Source organism: Arenibaculum pallidiluteum, assembly GCF_017355985.1.
GTDB lineage: Bacteria > Pseudomonadota > Alphaproteobacteria > Azospirillales > Azospirillaceae > Arenibaculum > Arenibaculum pallidiluteum.
Window position 1 is genome coordinate 59,491 of the sequence record NZ_JAFIQU010000015.1, and the last position, 16,548, is coordinate 76,038.

General features: G+C 70.8%; 18 protein-coding genes. 8 read left to right on the forward strand and 10 right to left on the reverse strand.

Translation table 11 applies throughout. The features are described 5' to 3' along the window. Positions 1-9 precede the first annotated feature (9 nt). Positions 10-1,020 carry an ABC transporter permease gene (locus tag JUB13_RS23405; RefSeq protein WP_236025171.1) on the forward strand — a complete coding sequence of 337 codons (1,011 nt, stop codon included), beginning with the start codon at positions 10-12 and terminating at the stop codon, positions 1,018-1,020. Beyond that, entirely contained in the window at positions 1,017-1,994 is a 978-nt protein-coding gene (gene yjfF / locus JUB13_RS23410; RefSeq protein WP_328702992.1) for a galactofuranose ABC transporter, permease protein YjfF, read from the forward strand. The genes JUB13_RS23405 and yjfF overlap by 4 nt, the downstream gene beginning before the upstream one ends. Positions 1,995-2,075: 81 nt before the next feature. Here yjfF and JUB13_RS23415 read toward each other — a convergent pair whose 3' ends face one another. Next, on the reverse strand, positions 2,076-2,975 hold the full coding sequence (locus JUB13_RS23415; protein ID WP_207483241.1) for a LysR family transcriptional regulator: 900 nt from the start codon (positions 2,973-2,975) through the stop codon (positions 2,076-2,078). Between the two features lie 358 nt (positions 2,976-3,333). Between JUB13_RS23415 and JUB13_RS23420 the strand changes: the two genes are divergently transcribed. The 3 genes from JUB13_RS23420 (at position 3,334) to JUB13_RS23430 (ending at position 5,300) form a co-directional block, all read left to right on the forward strand. Next, positions 3,334-3,558, forward strand: coding sequence for a tautomerase family protein (locus tag JUB13_RS23420; RefSeq protein WP_207483243.1), 225 nt, complete (start codon positions 3,334-3,336; stop codon positions 3,556-3,558). 74 nt (positions 3,559-3,632) lie between these two features. Continuing rightward, positions 3,633-4,382 carry an SDR family oxidoreductase gene (locus JUB13_RS23425; RefSeq protein ID WP_207483245.1) on the forward strand — a complete coding sequence of 250 codons (750 nt, stop codon included), beginning with the start codon at positions 3,633-3,635 and terminating at the stop codon, positions 4,380-4,382. Positions 4,383-4,394: 12 nt separating this feature from the next. Beyond that, entirely contained in the window at positions 4,395-5,300 is a 906-nt protein-coding gene (locus tag JUB13_RS23430) for an SDR family NAD(P)-dependent oxidoreductase (RefSeq protein ID WP_207483247.1), read from the forward strand. A 79-nt stretch (positions 5,301-5,379) separates the two neighbouring features. Here JUB13_RS23430 and JUB13_RS23435 read toward each other — a convergent pair whose 3' ends face one another. The 3 genes from JUB13_RS23435 to JUB13_RS23445 form a co-directional block, all read right to left on the reverse strand. Next, a complete protein-coding gene (locus JUB13_RS23435) occupies positions 5,380-5,787 on the reverse strand; it encodes a DoxX family protein (protein WP_207483249.1) in 408 nt (135 codons plus the stop codon). Between the two features lie 62 nt (positions 5,788-5,849). After that, a complete protein-coding gene (locus JUB13_RS23440) occupies positions 5,850-7,259 on the reverse strand; it encodes an HD-GYP domain-containing protein (RefSeq protein WP_328702993.1) in 1,410 nt (469 codons plus the stop codon). Between the two features lie 99 nt (positions 7,260-7,358). Further along, a complete protein-coding gene (locus JUB13_RS23445) occupies positions 7,359-8,069 on the reverse strand; it encodes a Crp/Fnr family transcriptional regulator (protein WP_207483251.1) in 711 nt (236 codons plus the stop codon). A 79-nt stretch (positions 8,070-8,148) separates the two neighbouring features. On the opposite strand from JUB13_RS23445, the gene JUB13_RS23450 reads away from it, so the two are divergent. Beyond that, positions 8,149-8,847, forward strand: a complete 699-nt coding sequence (locus tag JUB13_RS23450) for a chemotaxis protein CheB (RefSeq protein ID WP_207483253.1) — start codon at positions 8,149-8,151, stop codon at positions 8,845-8,847. A gap of 15 nt (positions 8,848-8,862) precedes the next feature. On the opposite strand, the gene JUB13_RS23455 is transcribed toward JUB13_RS23450, so the two are convergent. Then, a complete protein-coding gene (locus JUB13_RS23455) occupies positions 8,863-9,654 on the reverse strand; it encodes a DUF1194 domain-containing protein (protein ID WP_207483255.1) in 792 nt (263 codons plus the stop codon). A 159-nt stretch (positions 9,655-9,813) separates the two neighbouring features. On the opposite strand from JUB13_RS23455, the gene JUB13_RS23460 reads away from it, so the two are divergent. Continuing rightward, on the forward strand, positions 9,814-10,881 hold the full coding sequence (locus JUB13_RS23460) for a hypothetical protein (protein WP_207483257.1): 1,068 nt from the start codon (positions 9,814-9,816) through the stop codon (positions 10,879-10,881). A gap of 63 nt (positions 10,882-10,944) precedes the next feature. Continuing rightward, the gene (locus tag JUB13_RS23465) at positions 10,945-11,949 is read left to right on the forward strand and encodes a chemotaxis protein CheB (protein ID WP_207483259.1); all 1,005 of its coding nucleotides are present in this window, start codon (positions 10,945-10,947) and stop codon (positions 11,947-11,949) included. 55 nt (positions 11,950-12,004) lie between these two features. Here JUB13_RS23465 and JUB13_RS23470 read toward each other — a convergent pair whose 3' ends face one another. The 5 genes from JUB13_RS23470 to JUB13_RS23490 all read right to left on the reverse strand — a co-directional run bounded on the left by JUB13_RS23470 (position 12,005) and on the right by JUB13_RS23490 (position 16,289). After that, positions 12,005-12,304: a putative quinol monooxygenase gene (locus tag JUB13_RS23470; RefSeq protein ID WP_207483261.1), complete on the reverse strand. Its 300-nt coding sequence runs from the start codon at positions 12,302-12,304 to the stop codon at positions 12,005-12,007. Positions 12,305-12,353: 49 nt separating this feature from the next. Continuing rightward, the gene (locus JUB13_RS23475) at positions 12,354-13,061 is read right to left on the reverse strand and encodes a cysteine hydrolase family protein (RefSeq protein WP_207483263.1); all 708 of its coding nucleotides are present in this window, start codon (positions 13,059-13,061) and stop codon (positions 12,354-12,356) included. A 131-nt stretch (positions 13,062-13,192) separates the two neighbouring features. Beyond that, positions 13,193-14,596 (reverse strand): amidase, encoded by a 1,404-nt coding sequence (locus JUB13_RS23480; RefSeq protein WP_207483266.1) that lies wholly within the window; start codon positions 14,594-14,596, stop codon positions 13,193-13,195. A 146-nt stretch (positions 14,597-14,742) separates the two neighbouring features. Beyond that, a complete protein-coding gene (locus JUB13_RS23485) occupies positions 14,743-15,687 on the reverse strand; it encodes an acetamidase/formamidase family protein (RefSeq protein WP_207483268.1) in 945 nt (314 codons plus the stop codon). 194 nt (positions 15,688-15,881) lie between these two features. Then, on the reverse strand, positions 15,882-16,289 hold the full coding sequence (locus JUB13_RS23490) for a MarR family winged helix-turn-helix transcriptional regulator (protein ID WP_207483270.1): 408 nt from the start codon (positions 16,287-16,289) through the stop codon (positions 15,882-15,884). Positions 16,290-16,548 lie beyond the last annotated feature (259 nt).

Consider the following 16,548-nt stretch of genomic DNA (forward strand, 5'->3'; position numbering starts at 1 on the left):
GGCCCCCGCATGCCGATGCCCGCCGGCCTCACCCCATCCAGGAGCCTGCCGCAGATCGCGGCGCTCGTCGTCGTGCTGCTGGCCAACTGGATGGTCTTCCCGGATTTCTTCCAGGTGCGCCTGCAGGATGGCCGGCTGTTCGGCAGCGTGATCGACGTGCTGAACCGCGGCGCCCCGGTGGCGCTGCTGGCGCTCGGCATGACGCTGGTGATCGCGACGCGCGGGGTCGACCTGTCGGTCGGCGCCGTCATGGCGATCGCCGGGGCCACCGCGGCGACGCTGACCGCCTCGGGTCACGGCCTGGGCGTGGTGGTGCCGGCAGCGCTTGGCGTCGGGCTCGTCTGCGGGCTGTGGAACGGGCTGCTGGTCGCCGTGCTTGAGATCCAGCCCATCGTGGCCACGCTGATCCTGATGGTGGCCGGGCGCGGCATCGCCCAGCTGATCACCGAGGGGCAGATCGTCACCTTCGTGAGCCCGGCGCTCGCCGCCATCGGCAGCGGCTCGCTGCTCGCGGTGCCCATGCCGGTGGTGATCTGCCTGGGCATGCTGCTGTTGACCGCGCTGCTCGTGCGGGGAACGGCGCTCGGCCTCATGATCGAGGCCACCGGGCTGAACCGCCTCGCCAGCTTCTATTCCGGCGTCGACACGCGGGCCGTGGGGATCCTCGTCTATGTCTGGTGCGGGTTGTGCGCCGCCGTGGCCGGGCTGATCGTGACCGCCGACATCCGGGGGGCCGATGCCAACAATGCGGGGCTCTGGCTGGAGCTGGACGCGATCCTCGCCGTCGTTGTCGGCGGCACCTCGCTCTTCGGAGGGCGGTTCAGCCTCGTGCTCTCGGTCGTCGGGGCGCTGATCATCCAGGCCATGAACACGGGCATCCTGCTGAGCGGGTTGAAGCCCGAGTTCAACCTGATCGTGAAGGCGCTGGTCGTGCTCGCGGTGCTGCTGCTCCAGTCGCCGGCGCTCGGCATGCCCAGGCTGCGGCTTCCCGTCGTCCGGGCCCGGAGGACCCGCCCGTGAGCCGCCGCTTCATGCCGCTCGCCGCGACGCTGGCCGTGCTCATCGCGGGGACGCTGTTCTGCGCGTTGCAGTTCCCGAACTTCGCGTCGACCCGGGTGCTCGGGAACCTCCTGACCGACAACGCCTTCGTCGGAATCGCCGCGGTCGGGATGACCTTCGTGATCCTGTCGGGCGGGATCGACCTGTCGGTGGGATCGGTGATCGCCTTCACCACCGTGTTCCTGGCGGTCGCGATCGAGCAGCTCGGCATTCCACCCTTCCTGGCCTTCGCCCTGGTGCTCGCCATCGCGGGCCTGTTCGGGGCGGCCATGGGCGCTCTGATCCACTGGTTCCGGCTGCCGCCCTTCATCGTGACCCTGGCCGGCATGTTCCTCGCACGCGGGGCAAGCTTCCTGCTCACCACGGATTCGATCCCCGTGAACCACCCGCTCTACGGCGAACTCGGCGACGTGGCGATCCGCATGGCGGGGGGTGGGCGGCTCAGCCTGGTCGCCATGGTGATGCTGGCGGTCTTCGCGGCGGGCATGGTTCTGGCCCACCTGACGCGGTTCGGCGCCAATGTCTACGCCATCGGCGGCAACCGCGTCTCGGCCGAGCTGATGGGCGTTCCGATCGCGCGCACCACGGTCGGGATCTACATGCTGTCCAGTACGCTGGCCGGGCTCGCGGGGATCGTCTTCTCGCTCTACACCTCGGCCGGCTACTCGCTGGCGGCAACGGGAGTGGAGCTGGACACCATCGCCGCCGTGGTGATCGGCGGGACGCTGCTGACGGGCGGGCAGGGCTACGTGTTCGGGACCTTCATCGGGATCCTGATCCAGGGGCTGATCCAGACCTACATCACATTCGACGGGACGCTCAGCAGCTGGTGGACGAAGATCGCGGTCGGCGTCCTGCTCTTCGCCTTCATCGTGCTCCAGCGCGTGCTGATCCTCGGCTGGTCCGCCCGCCCGGCCACCGTCGCCCGCGTCTGAGGGGCGGCGGGCCGAGGACGCCGCTCACCCCCGCGTCCGGGCAGAACGCAGAGGCGGCGCAGGTTCGGATCCAGAAGCAGCTCAGCGGGACGTCTCCGCGGATCGCAGCCGGTCGGCGAGCCAGTCGATGAAGACCCTGAGCCGCGATGGGAGATGGCGGCTCTGCGGATAGAGTACCGACACCGGCATCGGCGGCGGCGGGAAATCCTCCAGCACCGGCACGAGCTGTCGGGCCGCGATCTGGTGCTCGACGCGGTAGCGCGGAACCTGGAACAGCCCCAGCCCGGCGACGCCGGACGCCGTGTAGATCTCCGCGCCCTGGACGACGATGTCGTAGGGCAGCGGGACCTCCCACCTCCGGCCGTCCCTCTCGAACTCCAGGGGATAGGGCCGTCCCGTCGCGGAGGCCAGATAGGCGACCATCCGGTGGCCATCGAGCGCGTCCGGCGTCGCTGGGATGCCATGGCGTTCGAGATAGGCCGGGCTCGCCAGGGTCGCCTGCTTCAAGGCAGCGATGCGGCGGCCGGTCAGGGAGGAATCCGAGAGCTCGCCGGCCCGCACGACGCAGTCGACCCCCTCGGTGATGAGGTCGACCATCCTGTCCCCCTCGCTGAGGGTAAGCGCGATCCCGGGATAGCGCGCGATGAACTCGGGCAGCCCCGGCAGGACGAAGAACCGGGCGATGGTGCCCTGCATGTCCACCCGGAGCGGGCCCCGGGGCTCGGCGTTCCTGAAGATGCTCTCCGCATCGTCGAGGTCCGCGAGGATCCGCAGGCAACGCTCGTGGTAGAGCGCGCCATCGAGCGTCGGCCTGACGATGCGGGTCGTCCGCTCGAGCAGCCGCGCGCCGAGATCCGCCTCCAGGCGCTGGATCGCATGGGTCGCGGTGGCGCGCGGAACCTGCAGGTCCCGAGCGGCCTGCGCGAAGCTCCCGCGCTCCACGATCCTGACAAACAGCCGCATGACGTCGATGCGATCCATCCCCCGGCCCGTCGCTGATTGTTACGCCTCCGGAAATGGAGAGTCCCAGTTATGGCCTCTCTACCGCCGGTCTCCATAGCGGATACCTTATTCGCCAAGAGCAGCGACGGAGGAAGCCCCGAATGGCGGAGATGAACAGCCATCCAGCGTTGTCGCCTCGCCCGGCCGGCGGCATCTCCCCGGCCCGGCGCAGTCGCCATTCCTGCGAGCGTGCAGAGCCGGTGGTCCTTCCCCTGCCCCAAGATCAGTGATCCGACAGCGCCATCCGATTCCCGCAGCTGCGGGGACTCGATGGCTCCTAGATCTCCGTTCGACGAGTCGATTCGACCCTTTCAACGAACCGAGAGGAGCGAAGATTATGCCGTTCGCGAACTACATGTTCCCCCAAGGCATGCTGACCGCGGAACAGAAGGAAGAGATCATCCACAAGACTACGGCGATCTTCGCCGAGTACTTCGGCGAGGATGTTCGCTCCCACACCATGCTCCTTGTCGACGAGGTCGTCGATGGCGGCTGGGGCCGCGCCGACGAGACCTTCACCATCGCCAGGATGCAGGAGATGCAGAAGCGGAACTCCGGCTGATCGACTGCCCGGGGGCGACCCCGAGGGCAGCGCCTCGCCGTTCGATGGAGCAACACAGCAGGGGAAGCAGACACATGGCGAATCCGACGAACTCTTCGTCCAGGGCCGCGATCGTCACGGGGGCGTCCCGCGGGATCGGGGCCGCCATCGCCCGGCGCCTGGCCGGCGACGGCTTCCAGGTCGTCGTCAACTATGCCGGCAGCGCCGGCCCGGCCGCCGAGGTGGTCGAGGAGATCGAGAAGGCGGGCGGCCGGGCCATCTCGGTCCAGGCCGATGTCAGCGACCCGCAGGCGGTGACGCGGCTGTTCGACGCCGCCGAGGCGGCCTATGGCGGCGTCGACGTGCTGGTGAACAACGCAGGCATCATGAAGCTGATGCCCGTGGCCGAGACCGACGACGCGACCTTCGACCAGACCATCGCCATCAACCTCAAGGGCACCTTCAACGGCCTTCGCGAGGCTGCGAGGCGGCTGCGCGACGGCGGCCGCATCGTGAGCTTCTCCACCAGCGTCGTGGGGCTCTATCAGCCGACCTATGGCGTCTATGCGGCCACGAAGGCGGCGGTCGAGGCGCTGACCCATATCCTCGCAAAGGAGCTCGGCCCCCGCGGGATCAGGGTCAACGCGGTTGCGCCCGGCCCGGTCGCCACGGAGCTTTTCCTGAAGGGCAAGGACGAGGCCGCGCTGGACCGCGCCAGGCAGATGATCCCGCTCGGCCGCCTGGGCGAGGCGGAGGACATCGCCCGGGTCGTCTCCCTGCTCGCGGGGCCCGACAGCGGCTGGATCAACGGCCAGGTCGTGCGGGTGAACGGCGGCGCGGTCTGAGGAGCGGGAGCCATGAAGCAGGTCGTTTTGATCACCGGCGCGTCGAGCGGTTTCGGCCGCCTGATGGCCAATGCGCTGGCCGCGTCCGGCCACACCGTCTATGCGTCCATGCGCGATCTCGGCGGCAGGAACGCCGCGCAGGTCGCCCAGGTCGCGGCCTATGCGGACGAGAACAAGGTGGACCTTCGCACGATCGAGCTCGACGTGCAGTCCGAGGCCTCGGCGGAATCCGCCATCGCCGCGATCATCGCGGCGCATGGCCGGCTCGACGTCCTGATCCACAATGCCGGACACATGGTCTGGGGCCCGAGCGAGGCGTTCACCGCGGAGCAGCTTGCCCAGCTCTACGACGTGAACGTGCTCGGTGCCCAACGCGTCAGCCGGGCCGCCCTGCCGCATATGCGCAGGGCCCGGCGTGGCCTCGTGCTCTGGATCGGCAGCAGCAGCGCGGCGGGCGGCGTCCCGCCGATGCTCGGCCCCTATTTCGCGGCCAAGGCCGGCATGGACGCCCTTGCGGTCTGCTACGCCCGCGAGCTGGCGCCGTTCGGCATCGAGACCACGATCGTCGTTCCCGGGGCCTTCACCAAGGGAACGAACCACTTCGCCCATGCCGGCTCGCCCGCCGACGAGGCCCGCGCGGCCGAGTACGAGGCGGGTCTTCCCGCGGGCTTCTCCGACAGGATGCTGAAGGCGCTGGCGGAAACCGTGCCGGACGACGCGGAGCCCGGGATCGTCGCCGACGCGGTCGTCGCCGCGGTCGATGCGCCGTTCGGAAAGAGGCCGTTCCGCATCGTGGTCGACCCGGCCAGCGATGGCTCGGCCGTCTCCTACGCGGTGATCGACCGAGTACGGGAGCAGTTCCTGCACCGCATCGGCTTCCCTGGCCTGATGTGGCCGACAGACCACGGCGGTGCATAGCCCCTCGCGCCGCCGTTCAAGTCGGAGCGCCGGAGTGCCGTAGGGAGCCGGCGATCGGCCGGCCTCCCTGCGACAGGGCTCAGCCCATGCCGGCGTTCCGCTCGCGCGTGGCGTCGACGCTCCAGGGCCCGCCGCCCGCGAACGCGATGTAGAGGAAGACGAAGCAGTAGAGGATCGCCGCATCGCCGCCGTTCAGCACGGGGAAGAAGCTGCGCGGCGCATGGGCGATCCAGTAGGCGAAGGCCATCTCGCCGGACAGGATGAAGGCCACCGGCCGGGTGAAGAGGCCGATCGCCAGCAGGGCACCGCCCACGAGCTCCATCGCCCCGGCGATCCAGGACAGGGACAGGATCTCGGGCGGGGTCGGATGGGCCGGGAAGCCCAGCAGCTTCTGCGATCCATGCTCGAAGAAGATCAGGGCCGCGACGATCCGCAGGATGCTGAGGACGCGCGGGGCCCAGACGGCGGCGATCGTTCCTGTAGGCATGTGCAATCTCCGGCGGTTGCGACGCGGCAACGCCGAAGCCTGCCCCAGGTTTCCCCACCTGTCTAGGCGGGCATCATGCCGGCGCGGCCCAGCGCCCGCCGCAATGCCTCGAAGCAGTCGGGATCGAAGGCGCTGCCCACGTCCTTCTCCATGATCGACAGCGCCTCGGGGAGGGGCATGGCAGCGCGGTACGGCCGCTCGGCGGTCAGGGCGTCGAAGACGTCGGCCGTCGTGACGATGCGCGTCGCAGGGCAGATCTCGTCCCCCTCGAGCCCGCGCGGATAGCCCTTGCCGTCCAGCCGCTCGTGATGGGCCCCGCCGATGCGGGCCAGCTCGCCGAAGGCGCCGATGCGCGACAGGATCCGCTCGCTGTGCAGGGCGTGGCCGCGCATCGCGGCCCATTCCGCCTCGTCCAGCCGGCCGGGCTTGTCCAAGATCTGATTGCTGACGCCGAGCTTGCCGATGTCGTGCAGCAGCGCCGCGCGCCTGAGCCGGCGGCGCGGCGCGTCCTCCAGGTCCATCGCCTCGGCGATCAGGTCGGTGAAGACCGCGACGCGCTCGCTGTGGCCGCGCGTGTAGGGACTCTTGGCGTCGATCACGGTTGCGAAGGCCGCGGCGACGTCGTCGAGATAGCCGTCGTCCACGGCCTCGGCCCGCCGCGCCGGCTCGAGCCTGAGCACGGCCGCCTCCAGCTCCGGCGAGCGCAGCATCTCCCAGAAGCCGCGGTCGCCCTCCAGGCGATGAAGGGCCTCCACCGCCTGCGGGTCGAACCAGCTGCCCGCCCGCCTGCGCGCTTCGTGCAGGGCCGCGTCCCTGCCCGAGCCCGTATGGAAGACGTCGACGACCTGGGCGAGCAGTGCGATGCGCGCCTGGACCGGGATCGCCGCCCCCGCGAGGCCGCGCGGCTTGCCGTTGCCGCTCCAGTGCTCGTCCAGCGCACGGATGCCGTCGGCCACCTCCTCGGCGAAGCGCAGCCGCAACGCGATCTCCGCCCCACGCTGGCAGCGCGTCTCGATCAGCTCGCGCGCGATCTCCCCGCCGTTCCTGACGATGTTCGCGATGGCGCGGAAGCGCTCGGCCAGCCCTGCCCTCAGCCCGGTATGGGTGACCACGAAGCGCAGCACCTCGGGCAGGCGGTCGCCGACCCGCTTGAAGTCCCGCTTGAAGCCGAGGTCATCGGCGAGATAGAGCTGGCAGAGCCGGGCCGCATTGCTGCTGCAGCCGAGATCCTTGAGCAGGACCGCATAGTAGAGGTCGTGCAGCGCCGCGGCGTCGAGCCCCATCTCCCGCCCGACATGCATGCCGATCCAGCAGCTCCGCATGCAATGGCCGGCGGGCTGCCCCTCGGTCAGGTCGAGCGCATGGCTGAGCGCGCCCAGGATCTCGGCCAGGGGCATGGCCGGCACGCCGGATCGCGCCGCATCCGGCAGGATCGCAGCGGCCGAGGGCGCCCTGGGCGGAGCGGTGATCACGGCTGTTCTCCTCGGGCCTGCGCCCGCTGCCGCTCCGGGAAGTCCGGCGCTGCCCGAATGGAGGACGCATCCCGTTAAGGAGTGGTTTCCCGCCCCGCCTCAGCGCAGCAGGCGCTCGAAATCGGTCCTGACGATGCCGTAGCAGGGGCAGGACACCGCTTCCAGCGCCTCCCTGTCGAGGATGGTCATGGTGCCGCGCGTATACCGGATCATGCCGGCCTTCTGCAGCATGCCGGCCGCCACGGATACGCTGGGCCGCCGCACGCCCAGCATCTGCGCCAGGAACTCCTGGGTGAGCGGGAAATGCTTCGCCTTGACCCGGTCGTGCGTCATCAGCAGCCAGCGCGCGCAGCGCTCCTCGATCGGGTGGATGCGGTTGCAGGTCGCCGACTGCGCGATCTGGTTCAGCAGCGCCTGGGTGTAGCGCAGCAGCAGCGCGTGGAAGGCAGGGGTCTTCGGAAGGGCGTCGCGAAACGCCTTTGCCGCCATACGCGACGCCGTGCCCGGGATCTGCGCGAACGCCTTGCTCGGCATGCTCGACGCGCCCAGCAGGACGGCGACGCCGGCCATTCCTTCGTTCCCGACGGTGGCGAACTCGACGGCGGTGCCGTCTTCCAGCACGTTCAGCAGCGAGACCACGCCTTCGTGCGGGAAGTAGACGTGATCGACGGGAGCGTTCACGCCATAGAGCTCGGCCCGGAGCTCCAGCGGGACGGTCTCCAGGTCGGGTTCGATGCGGTCGCGCTCGGCCTGCGGCATCGCCGCCAGCAGGCGGTTGCCCATGTCGGTCGTCCTCTCGTGCTGCGGCATCGGGCCCCTACCCCCTCTGTACGGTGGCTGACATGGCGCGCGGCGCCCATTATGTTCGATACCGTACATAACGGGCCTCATGCGTCATCAACAGCCGATCCACTCCGCCGCGCAGGCGCCGCCGAAGGCTGATGCCGATCAGGACAGGGCGTATGACGTGGTCGGCATCGTCGCGTCCCTGGGCGGCGTGCTGGCGCTGTCCCGTACCCTGGCGGGGCTGCAACCGGATTTTCCGCTTCCGATCCTGATCGTGCAGCATGTCCGCCGGGACCGCCCGAGCCTGCTGCCCGGCATCCTGGCCGCGCGCACCCGGCTCGCCGTGACGTCCGCCCGGGAAGGCGACCGGCCGCTGCCGGGCCATGTCCATGTCGCGCCGCCGGACCGCCATCTGCTGGTCCGGCCGGACGGCACGCTCGGCCTCGCCGATTCCGATCCCGTCAATTTCTGCCGCCCGGCGGCGGACGTGCTGTTCCGTTCCATGGCCGAGGTCCACGGCCGCCGCGCCATCGCGGTGGTGCTGACCGGCAGGGGCCGCGACGGCGCGCGCGGGGTCGAGGCGGTCCGGCGGCAGGGCGGCATGGCGATCGCCCAGGACGAGGCGACGGCGGAAGTCGGGGAGATGCCCCGCGCGGCGGTGGATATCGGCCAGGCCGACCTCGTCCTTCCGCTGGACCGGATCCCCTTCGCGCTCGAGGTGCTGGCGGGCGAGGCCGCCCGAGCCGGGCAACCGGCCGCCACGGCCCCGGCGCCCGCTATCCAGGGGCGTATACCGGGCTGACGCCGCGCCAGCGCGCTAGCGTGCCGATTCCGCCGTCTGGCGACGTGTTGGCCGACTGCCAGGCTCGGGCGGCGTGGCCGCGATCTCGCGCAGCAGCTTCGCCAGGATCGCCGAACCGAAGGTCTGGAAGCTCTCGGCGACCATCACGAAGGCGCCGGGGCCGCCGATCACCTCGCGCTCGTAGTAGGCGTCCAGGTCCTTGGGCGTGTAGGTGCCGAAGGGGTTCGGGCGGTCGTTGATGATCGGCAGCCCGTTGATGGTCACCCCCGCCGCCACCGCCGCGTCCCGGGCCATGGTGACCAGGCGGCCGCGGTTGTTGACGCCGTCGCCCGAGACGTCGATCACCCTGCGCAATCCCTCGAAGGCGTTGCTCTCGAACAGGGGCACCGAGAAGTCGATCGCGCCGCTGATCGAGGTGTAGCGGCCGCTGCCCACCGGCGCTTCGGCCAGCAGGTCCGAGAAGGCCTCGGCCGTCGCCGGGCCGTCGATCACCCTCCAGGGCACGACGACATATTGCTGCGCGTCGCCGGACCATTCCACGTAGCAGACGGCGATCCGCCCCATGGGCCCCGAGGTGATCGCGTCGACCACCTGCGGGTGGGCGATGGCATCGATGTAGCCCTGGCGCTGCAGCCGCCCCTCCTCGAGGTCGACCGAGCCGGAGATGTCCACGGCGAGGACCAGCTCCACGTCGACCGGCGTCTGCGCGGCGGCGGCCAGCCCGATCGTCGACAGCGCCGCCGCCAGGCCGAACCGCCGGACCGACCTCCCGGCGAGCCGCCGCAGTCCTTCGCCGAAGCCGTCCATGAGGTGCCCCTCGACCGCCGTGCCGGAATCGATGATGGGCTGTCACGCGCCGCCTTGGCAACCGCCGAGCCCGGGGCGGGGATCGGCGCGGGGGGAGACTCGCAGCGGCCCGATGGGGTATTCTTCTCGAACGAATTAATCCCTTTCGGGGGTGCGGCCGTGCGGACGATCCGATGCCTGCTTGCGGCGCTGGGCTGGCTCGCTCTCGTCGGCGCCTCCGGCGCCGCCTGCGCCGGCCCCAAGGAGGACACCGGCCGGAGGGCGGTCCGTACCGTGGTGGCCGGGCGTCTCGACGTGCCCGCCGGCGGCCCCCGCGCCTTCCTGGCCCTGCACGTCTCGGCGGACTGGACCCGGCCCCTGCCCGGGATCCGCAGAGCCGTGGTGGTCCTGCACGGGCGCCTGCGCAACGCCGACACCTACCGGCGGATCGTCGAGGCGGTCCTGGCCGAGGGCGGCCCCGCCGCCATGGCGGCCACGCTGGTCGTCGCCCCGCAGTTCCTGGCACCGGTCGATGCGGCGGCGAACGCCCTGCCGGCCGAAATCCTGCGCTGGGCGCCGGATTCCTGGCAGGCCGGCGCAGAGGCCGACGGCCCCGCGCCGGTCAGCGCCTTCGAGGCGCTGGACGCGGTGATGGCCCGGCTCGCGGACCGCGCGCTGTTCCCCGACCTGGCCGCGGTGGTGATCGCCGGGCATTCCGGCGGCGCCCAGCTCGCGCAGCGCTATGCCGCGGTCGGACGCGGCCTGGACCGCCTCGAAGCCGCCGGGCGGCAGGTGCGCACGGTTCTCGCCAATCCGGGCAGCTATCTCTATTTCGGGCCCGAACGTCCGGACGGCGCCGGCGGCTTCGCCCTGCCCCCGCGCGAGGCATGCCCGGGCTATGACACCTGGCGCTACGGCCTCGGCGACCCGCCGCGCTATCTCGACGGCGTTCCGCCCGGGCGGATCGAGGCCGCCTATGCGGGGCGCCAGGTCGTCTACCTGCTGGGAGCCGAGGACCGCGACCCCGAGCATCATTCCCTGGACCGGTCCTGCGCGGCCCGGCTCCAGGGGCCGCATCGGCTGGCCCGGGGCTGGGCCTTTTACAGGCATCTGGCAGCCCGCCATCCGCGCCTGTCCACGCACAGGCTGATCGAGGTTCCCGGCGCCGAGCACGATGCGCGCGAAGTCCTGACCTCGGTCTGCGGACGGGCGGCGCTGATGGACCGCGCAGGCTGCACGCCCGAATAGGAGGTGCCCGCGCGCCGCGGAAGGAGGCCCGGGACCAACGGGCATCCCGGCTGTTCACGGTCCATGGCGCCCAAGGACATCATCGTCATCGGTGGCTCCGCCGGTGGCCTGGAAGCGCTGCGGACGCTGGTCGCCGGCCTGCCACGCTGGTTTCCCGCGGCGGTCTTCGTCGTGCTGCATATCGGCGCACGGCGCAGCAATGCGCCCGAGATCCTGGGGCGGGCGGGGCTCCTGCCCTCCCTGTTCGCGGCTGACGGCATGCCCATCGCGGCCGGCGCGATCTACGTCGCGCCGCCGGACCACCACATGCTGCTCGCGCCCGGGCGCATGCGGCTGTCCCGCGGCCCCCGCGAGAACTATACCAGGCCCGCCATCGATCCGCTGTTCCGCTCGGCAGCCGAGGCCTACGGCCCGCGCGTGGTGGGCGTGATCCTGTCGGGCAGCCTCAGCGACGGCACCGCGGGCCTCAGCGAGATCAAGGGCCACGGGGGCACCACCGTCGTCCAGGATCCCGCCGGCGCGCGGGCGCCCGGCATGCCGTCGAGCGCGCTGGCGAACGTGACGGTCGACCATTGCGTGCCCATCGGCGACTTGGCCGAGCTGCTGGTCGGCCTGACCGCCAAGAACCGGCCCCCGGCGGCAGCGCGCGGGCCCTCGACGGAGGAAAGGGACATGAGCGGTGAGTTCGAGCTGAACCCGCCCGTCGCGCTGACCTGTCCGGAATGCGGCGGGGCCATGAAGGAGAGAACCGTCGATTCGCTGCCCTACTACACCTGCCACATTGGTCACCGCCTGGCTGCTCCCGACATGGAGGCAGCCCAGTTCCGGCAGATGGAGCAGGCGCTGGAGGTCGCGCTGCGCAGCCTGAACGAGCGGATGTCCCTGTGCGAGCGCATGGGCGAGGCCGCGCGGCGGAAGGGCCACGGCATGGTCGCGGAGCACTGGGAAGACAGCGCGCGCGAGACCCGGGAGCGGGCCGAGGTGCTGCGGCGCTTCCTTCAGCAGGACTGGACGCGCCCCGAACCCGACGGGGAGGAGCACCGAGCCGCGGGGACCGGCGCCGGCTGAGACCCTCCCAGGGATCGCTGCGCATGCAGCGGCCTGCGGCCGCGCGGCGCCGGGGTCAGGGCTTGCTGGACATCTCCCGGCCGATCTCGAGGATCACCGGGCCGTCCAGGATCGGCTGCGCGGTCTCGAAGAAGCGCGCCACCGCGGCCGAGCCGTTGTGGGCATCCATGGCCGCCTGGTCCGCGAAGCGCTCGTATGTCGTGAAGACGCAGGGATCGTCGAGCTTCTGCGAGACGTAGAAGCCCAGCGTCCCGGGCTCGCTGGCGCGCACGTTCTCCGCGACGGCGAGCAGCGCGTCCGCCATCGTCCCCTCGGTTCCCGGCTTCGCCCTGATTACGGCGGTGATCGTGATCATGGATCCTCCCTGACCGTGATCATGGGACCTCCTCTCGGCAAAGGCGGGATCAGGCCGCGGCGGTTCCGGGAACGCGGCCGGCCGCGATCACCGGAATCAGCTCGTCGGAGGACATCACGTCGCCGAAGAAGGCCGTCATGTTGGTCAGCGTCGCATTGTGCTCGGCATCGCTCAGCGCGGCGTTGCCGTCCGAGACGAAGATCACGTTGTAGTTCCGCTGGGCGGCGTCCCGCGCGGTCGATTCGCAGCAGCAGTTGGTCAGCGTGCCGGTGACGATCACCGTCTCGATGCCGCGGGCCTGCAGCAGCTCGTGCAGGTCGCAGGTTCCCGGCACGAAGGCGCTGAAGCGCGTCTTGTCGACGATCAGGTCGGCCGGCGTCACCTCCAGATCCGGCCAGAGCGCGAAGTCCGGCGAGCCCGGCGTGAAGGCCCTGCTGAGCGTCGCCGAATAGCCGGGTTCCAGGATCGTGCCGTACCAGGACGACCAGTCCATGGGCTTGGCAGGGTCGAAGGCGTAGCGCAGGTAGACGACCAGCCCGCCGGCCGCCCGCAGCGCCGCGCTGATCCGGTTCACCGGGGCGACGACCTCGCGCGCCGCCGGCACCTCGACGGGCGCGCCAGGGGCCATGAAGCCGACCTGCAGGTCGACGACCACATGGGCGGTGCGCGACGGCGCGATCGTCTCGAACACATGCGCGCGCCCGCGCTGGCGCCGGCTGCGCTCGACCACGTCGGGAGAGATCTCGATCCTGTGCATCGGGTGGTTTCCTTCGCTGGCGGATGGACGGATGGGCGGACGATGGGCCGGCCCGATCCGATGGAACCGGGCGGGTGGACCCGGCGGTCCGACCGGGGCGGTCCGACCGGGGCGATCCGACCGGGGCGGCGTCAGGCGAGCCCGGCGGGACGCCGGGTATGCCAGTCGGTCGCCTGCTGATAGGCATGGGCGGCGCGACACAGCGTGGCCTCGGACAGGTGCGGGCCCACGAGCTGAAGGCTCAGCGGCAACCCGCCCCCGTCGATGCCGCAGGGCAGGGTCACCGTGGGGCTGCCCGACAGGTTGAAGGGCGCCGTGGAGCGGATCAGCCGGTTCAGGACCCTGTCGTCCTGGCCGAACTCCGAGAGCTTGGCGAGGCTCGGGATCGGGAAGGGCAGCGTCGGCATCAGCAGGACGTCCACGGATTCGAACAGCGTCGCGAGCCGGCCCGCGAAGGCGATGCGCTCGTGGAAGGCCGCCGCGATCTCGGCGCTGGTCGCGGCCCTGCCCTGCTCGATCAGCCGCGCCAGGTCGGGGCCGTACTGCGCGGCCCTGGCAGGATAGTGCTCGCGATGCGCGGCGGCAGTCTCGATGGCGCAGAGCGGGATCCAGCCCTTCACCAGCGCGTCGACATCGGGGAAGTCCACCTCGACGACGCGGGCGCCGAGGCTCCGAAGCACGGCCTCCGCCGCAAGGACGGCCTGGGTCACCTCGGCCTCCGTCGATTCCTCGAGATAGCGGCGGTCGATGCCGAGGCGCAGCCCGCGGATGTTGCGGCCGATCTCCGCCATGTAGTCCGGCACCGCGGCCGGCAGCGAGGTCGGATCGCGCGGATCCGGCCCGGCGATCGCGCCCAGCATGGCTGCGGCGTCGGCCGCGCTGCGGCACATGGGCCCGACATGGTCCAGCGAGGCCGCCAGCGGGAACACCCCGTGCCGGCTGACCCGGCCCCAGGTCGGCTTGATGCCGGTCAGCCCGCAATTGGCCGAGGGGAAGCGGATCGAGCCACCGGTATCGGTGCCGATGGCCCCATAGCAGAGCCCCGCGGCCGGCGCGACCCCGGAGCCCGAGGAGGAGGACCCCACCCAGTGTTCCGTGCTCCAGGGGTTGAGGGGCGCCGGCTCCTCGGGATGGTGGCTGGTATAGGCGCCCTCGGTCATGCGCAGCTTGCCGAGCATCACGGCGCCGGCCATCTCCAGACGCTCGACCACCGTGGCGCTGTGGTCGGGCACCCAGCCCTCCAGCATGCGCGTGCCGCAGGCCGTGGGCGCGTAGTCGGTGTAGCAGAGGTCCTTCACCGCCACGGGAACGCCGTGCAGTGGGCCGCGCCAGATGCCCCTGGCGATCTCGGCCTCGGCCCGCCTGGCCTGGTCCATCGCCCGTTCGGCCAGCACCAGCTTGTAGGCGCGGACCCGGGCGTCCAGCACGGCGATGCGGTCGAGCGCCGCCGCCGCGACGTCGACGGGCGACAGCTCGCGCCGGCGGATCCGCTCGGCAATCGTCGTGAGCGGCTGGAAATGCAGGGCCTCGGTCATGGATCGGATGCTCCTTCGAGAGCGGGGCGGGAACGCGCGGCACGGCGCGCCGGATCGGATGCGCGGAACCGTCGTCATGGGAACGGGTCCGGGATTCGGGCCGTGGACTCAGGGCCGTGGACGTAGGTCCGTGGATCGGGGCGGGATCAGAGGGCCGATTTGGGCAGGACCATGTGGATGCCCTTGTTGCCGTCGACGAGCTGGGTCGCCTTGAGATCGCCGGCCAGGCTGCACAGCATGTAGGCATGGTTGCGCGTGAGCTCGGTGCGCTCCGTGACCAGCCGAACCATCTCGCGCACCGCCTGTCTGGCGGCGTCGTCCAGGTCCTCGTGGAAGCCCATGGAGATCAGGTGCTCGCCGGTCTCGGCGAAGGGCTGGGAGATCGCGGGCATGTCCTTGCGCACTGTCAGCCGGAACGTGCCGTCGAGCGCCGTCTCCAGCGCGGTGATGCAGACCTCGCCGTCGCCCTGGCAGCCGTGGCCGTCGCCGCAGGAGAACAGGGCGCCCTCGTTGAAGACCGGGAAGTAGACCGTGGTTCCGGCGCGCAGGTCCTTGTTGTCCATGTTGCCGCCGAAGGCGCGCGGCTCGGCCGACCCGACGCGGCCCCATTGCGGCGGCGGCGCGACGGCCATGATCCCGAAGAACGGGTCCAGCGGCAGCTCCTTGCCCCAGGGCAGGACGCCGACCCAGCGCTCCACGTCGACCTCGATATGGATGCGCTCGTAATCCGTGAACTCCTCGGGGAGCGTGCCCAGCAGCGGCAGGATCGAGCAGTAGCCCCAGCGCTGGCGGGGCCGCACGTCCAGGATGTCGACCTGAAGCACGTCGCCTGGCACGGCCCCGCGGACATGCACGGGCCCCGTCATCAGGTGCGGCCCGGGCCCCTTGGACGGGGCCAGCGCCTCGAGCGCCGCCAGATGGTCGGGAAGGACCAGGGACATGTCCGCGGGCAGGTCGTCGGCGGAGCCGCCCGGCAGCGTGTTGAAGGTCACGAGATCGCCGGAGTCCACCTGCAGGACCGGCTCGGTCCGCGCATCGAAGAACCCCCAGAAGACGTTCTCCGGCCTCGCCGTGACGGTATGGTGCGTCATTCCGCGCTCCTCTGCCTCGGGTGCAGCGCCGGCCACCGCAGGGAACCGCATCGGAGATCCGCGGGGCCGGCCGTCACGGGATGCTAGGAGCGGCCGCAGAAACTTGTAAAGTCAATATTTGCCGTTTCAACATATGGCGCGGCCGGTATGTCCGGCCGCGCCCGAACGGGCACCGGCCCGGCCCCGCCTTCGGCTCAGGCGTTCCCGAGATTCTGCAGCAGCGCCTTGAGCTGCTCGTACTGGGCGCCCTCAAGGCGTTCTCGCAGGCGCGTCTGCTGCTCGGCGACGATGCCGTGCAGCCGGTCGTGCAGCGCCTTGCCCCTGTTCGTCAGGTAGATGAGGATCCGGCGGCGGTCCTTCTCGTCCGGGGAGCGGTAGACGAGGCCGTTGGTCACCATGCGGTCGACGATCTTCGTGAGCGTCGGCCCCTCGACGAGGACGATGCCGGCCAGATCGCCCATGGGCAGCCCGCCGCCGTCGGACAGCGCCGTCAGGATCCGCATCTGCTCGATGGGAACGCCTTCGCCGCGCAGCTTTTCCTCGAGCTCCTCCTCGAGGCGGCGGTTCACGCTGGCGATCAGATAGGCCAGTTGGTCGGTCATCGGCAGGGTCACGGGCGGATTCCTAGACTTATCATTTTTCAATATCTGATACTTCTACCAATCCCTAGATAGCGGCGCTATGCGCCGAAATCAATCGCCGGGGCGCCGCCGCGCTGGTGCCTAGACGGGCAATGGCCCAAGGGACGGGCATTCCGGCCCGCCGGAAGGGCAGCGGCCGGACGGTGCCCTTCCGAGACGCGGCGGCGGAGATCCTCGCGCGCGGCATGCGTCACGACCGTGGTCCGATTATTGCAGAGCG

Coding starts and splice junctions, on each gene's coding strand:
- JUB13_RS23405 (WP_236025171.1), top strand. CDS start 10: ATGCCGATGCCCGCCGGCCTCACCCCATCCAGGAGCCTGCCGCAGATC.
- JUB13_RS23415 (WP_207483241.1), bottom strand. CDS start 2,975: ATGGATCGCATCGACGTCATGCGGCTGTTTGTCAGGATCGTGGAGCGC.
- JUB13_RS23420 (WP_207483243.1), top strand. CDS start 3,334: ATGCCGTTCGCGAACTACATGTTCCCCCAAGGCATGCTGACCGCGGAA.
- JUB13_RS23425 (WP_207483245.1), top strand. CDS start 3,633: ATGGCGAATCCGACGAACTCTTCGTCCAGGGCCGCGATCGTCACGGGG.
- JUB13_RS23430 (WP_207483247.1), top strand. CDS start 4,395: ATGAAGCAGGTCGTTTTGATCACCGGCGCGTCGAGCGGTTTCGGCCGC.
- JUB13_RS23435 (WP_207483249.1), bottom strand. CDS start 5,787: ATGCCTACAGGAACGATCGCCGCCGTCTGGGCCCCGCGCGTCCTCAGC.
- JUB13_RS23445 (WP_207483251.1), bottom strand. CDS start 8,069: ATGCCGCAGCACGAGAGGACGACCGACATGGGCAACCGCCTGCTGGCG.
- JUB13_RS23450 (WP_207483253.1), top strand. CDS start 8,149: ATGCGTCATCAACAGCCGATCCACTCCGCCGCGCAGGCGCCGCCGAAG.
- JUB13_RS23455 (WP_207483255.1), bottom strand. CDS start 9,654: ATGGACGGCTTCGGCGAAGGACTGCGGCGGCTCGCCGGGAGGTCGGTC.
- JUB13_RS23465 (WP_207483259.1), top strand. CDS start 10,945: ATGGCGCCCAAGGACATCATCGTCATCGGTGGCTCCGCCGGTGGCCTG.
- JUB13_RS23470 (WP_207483261.1), bottom strand. CDS start 12,304: ATGATCACGATCACCGCCGTAATCAGGGCGAAGCCGGGAACCGAGGGG.
- JUB13_RS23475 (WP_207483263.1), bottom strand. CDS start 13,061: ATGCACAGGATCGAGATCTCTCCCGACGTGGTCGAGCGCAGCCGGCGC.
- JUB13_RS23480 (WP_207483266.1), bottom strand. CDS start 14,596: ATGACCGAGGCCCTGCATTTCCAGCCGCTCACGACGATTGCCGAGCGG.
- JUB13_RS23485 (WP_207483268.1), bottom strand. CDS start 15,687: ATGACGCACCATACCGTCACGGCGAGGCCGGAGAACGTCTTCTGGGGG.
- JUB13_RS23490 (WP_207483270.1), bottom strand. CDS start 16,289: ATGACCGACCAACTGGCCTATCTGATCGCCAGCGTGAACCGCCGCCTC.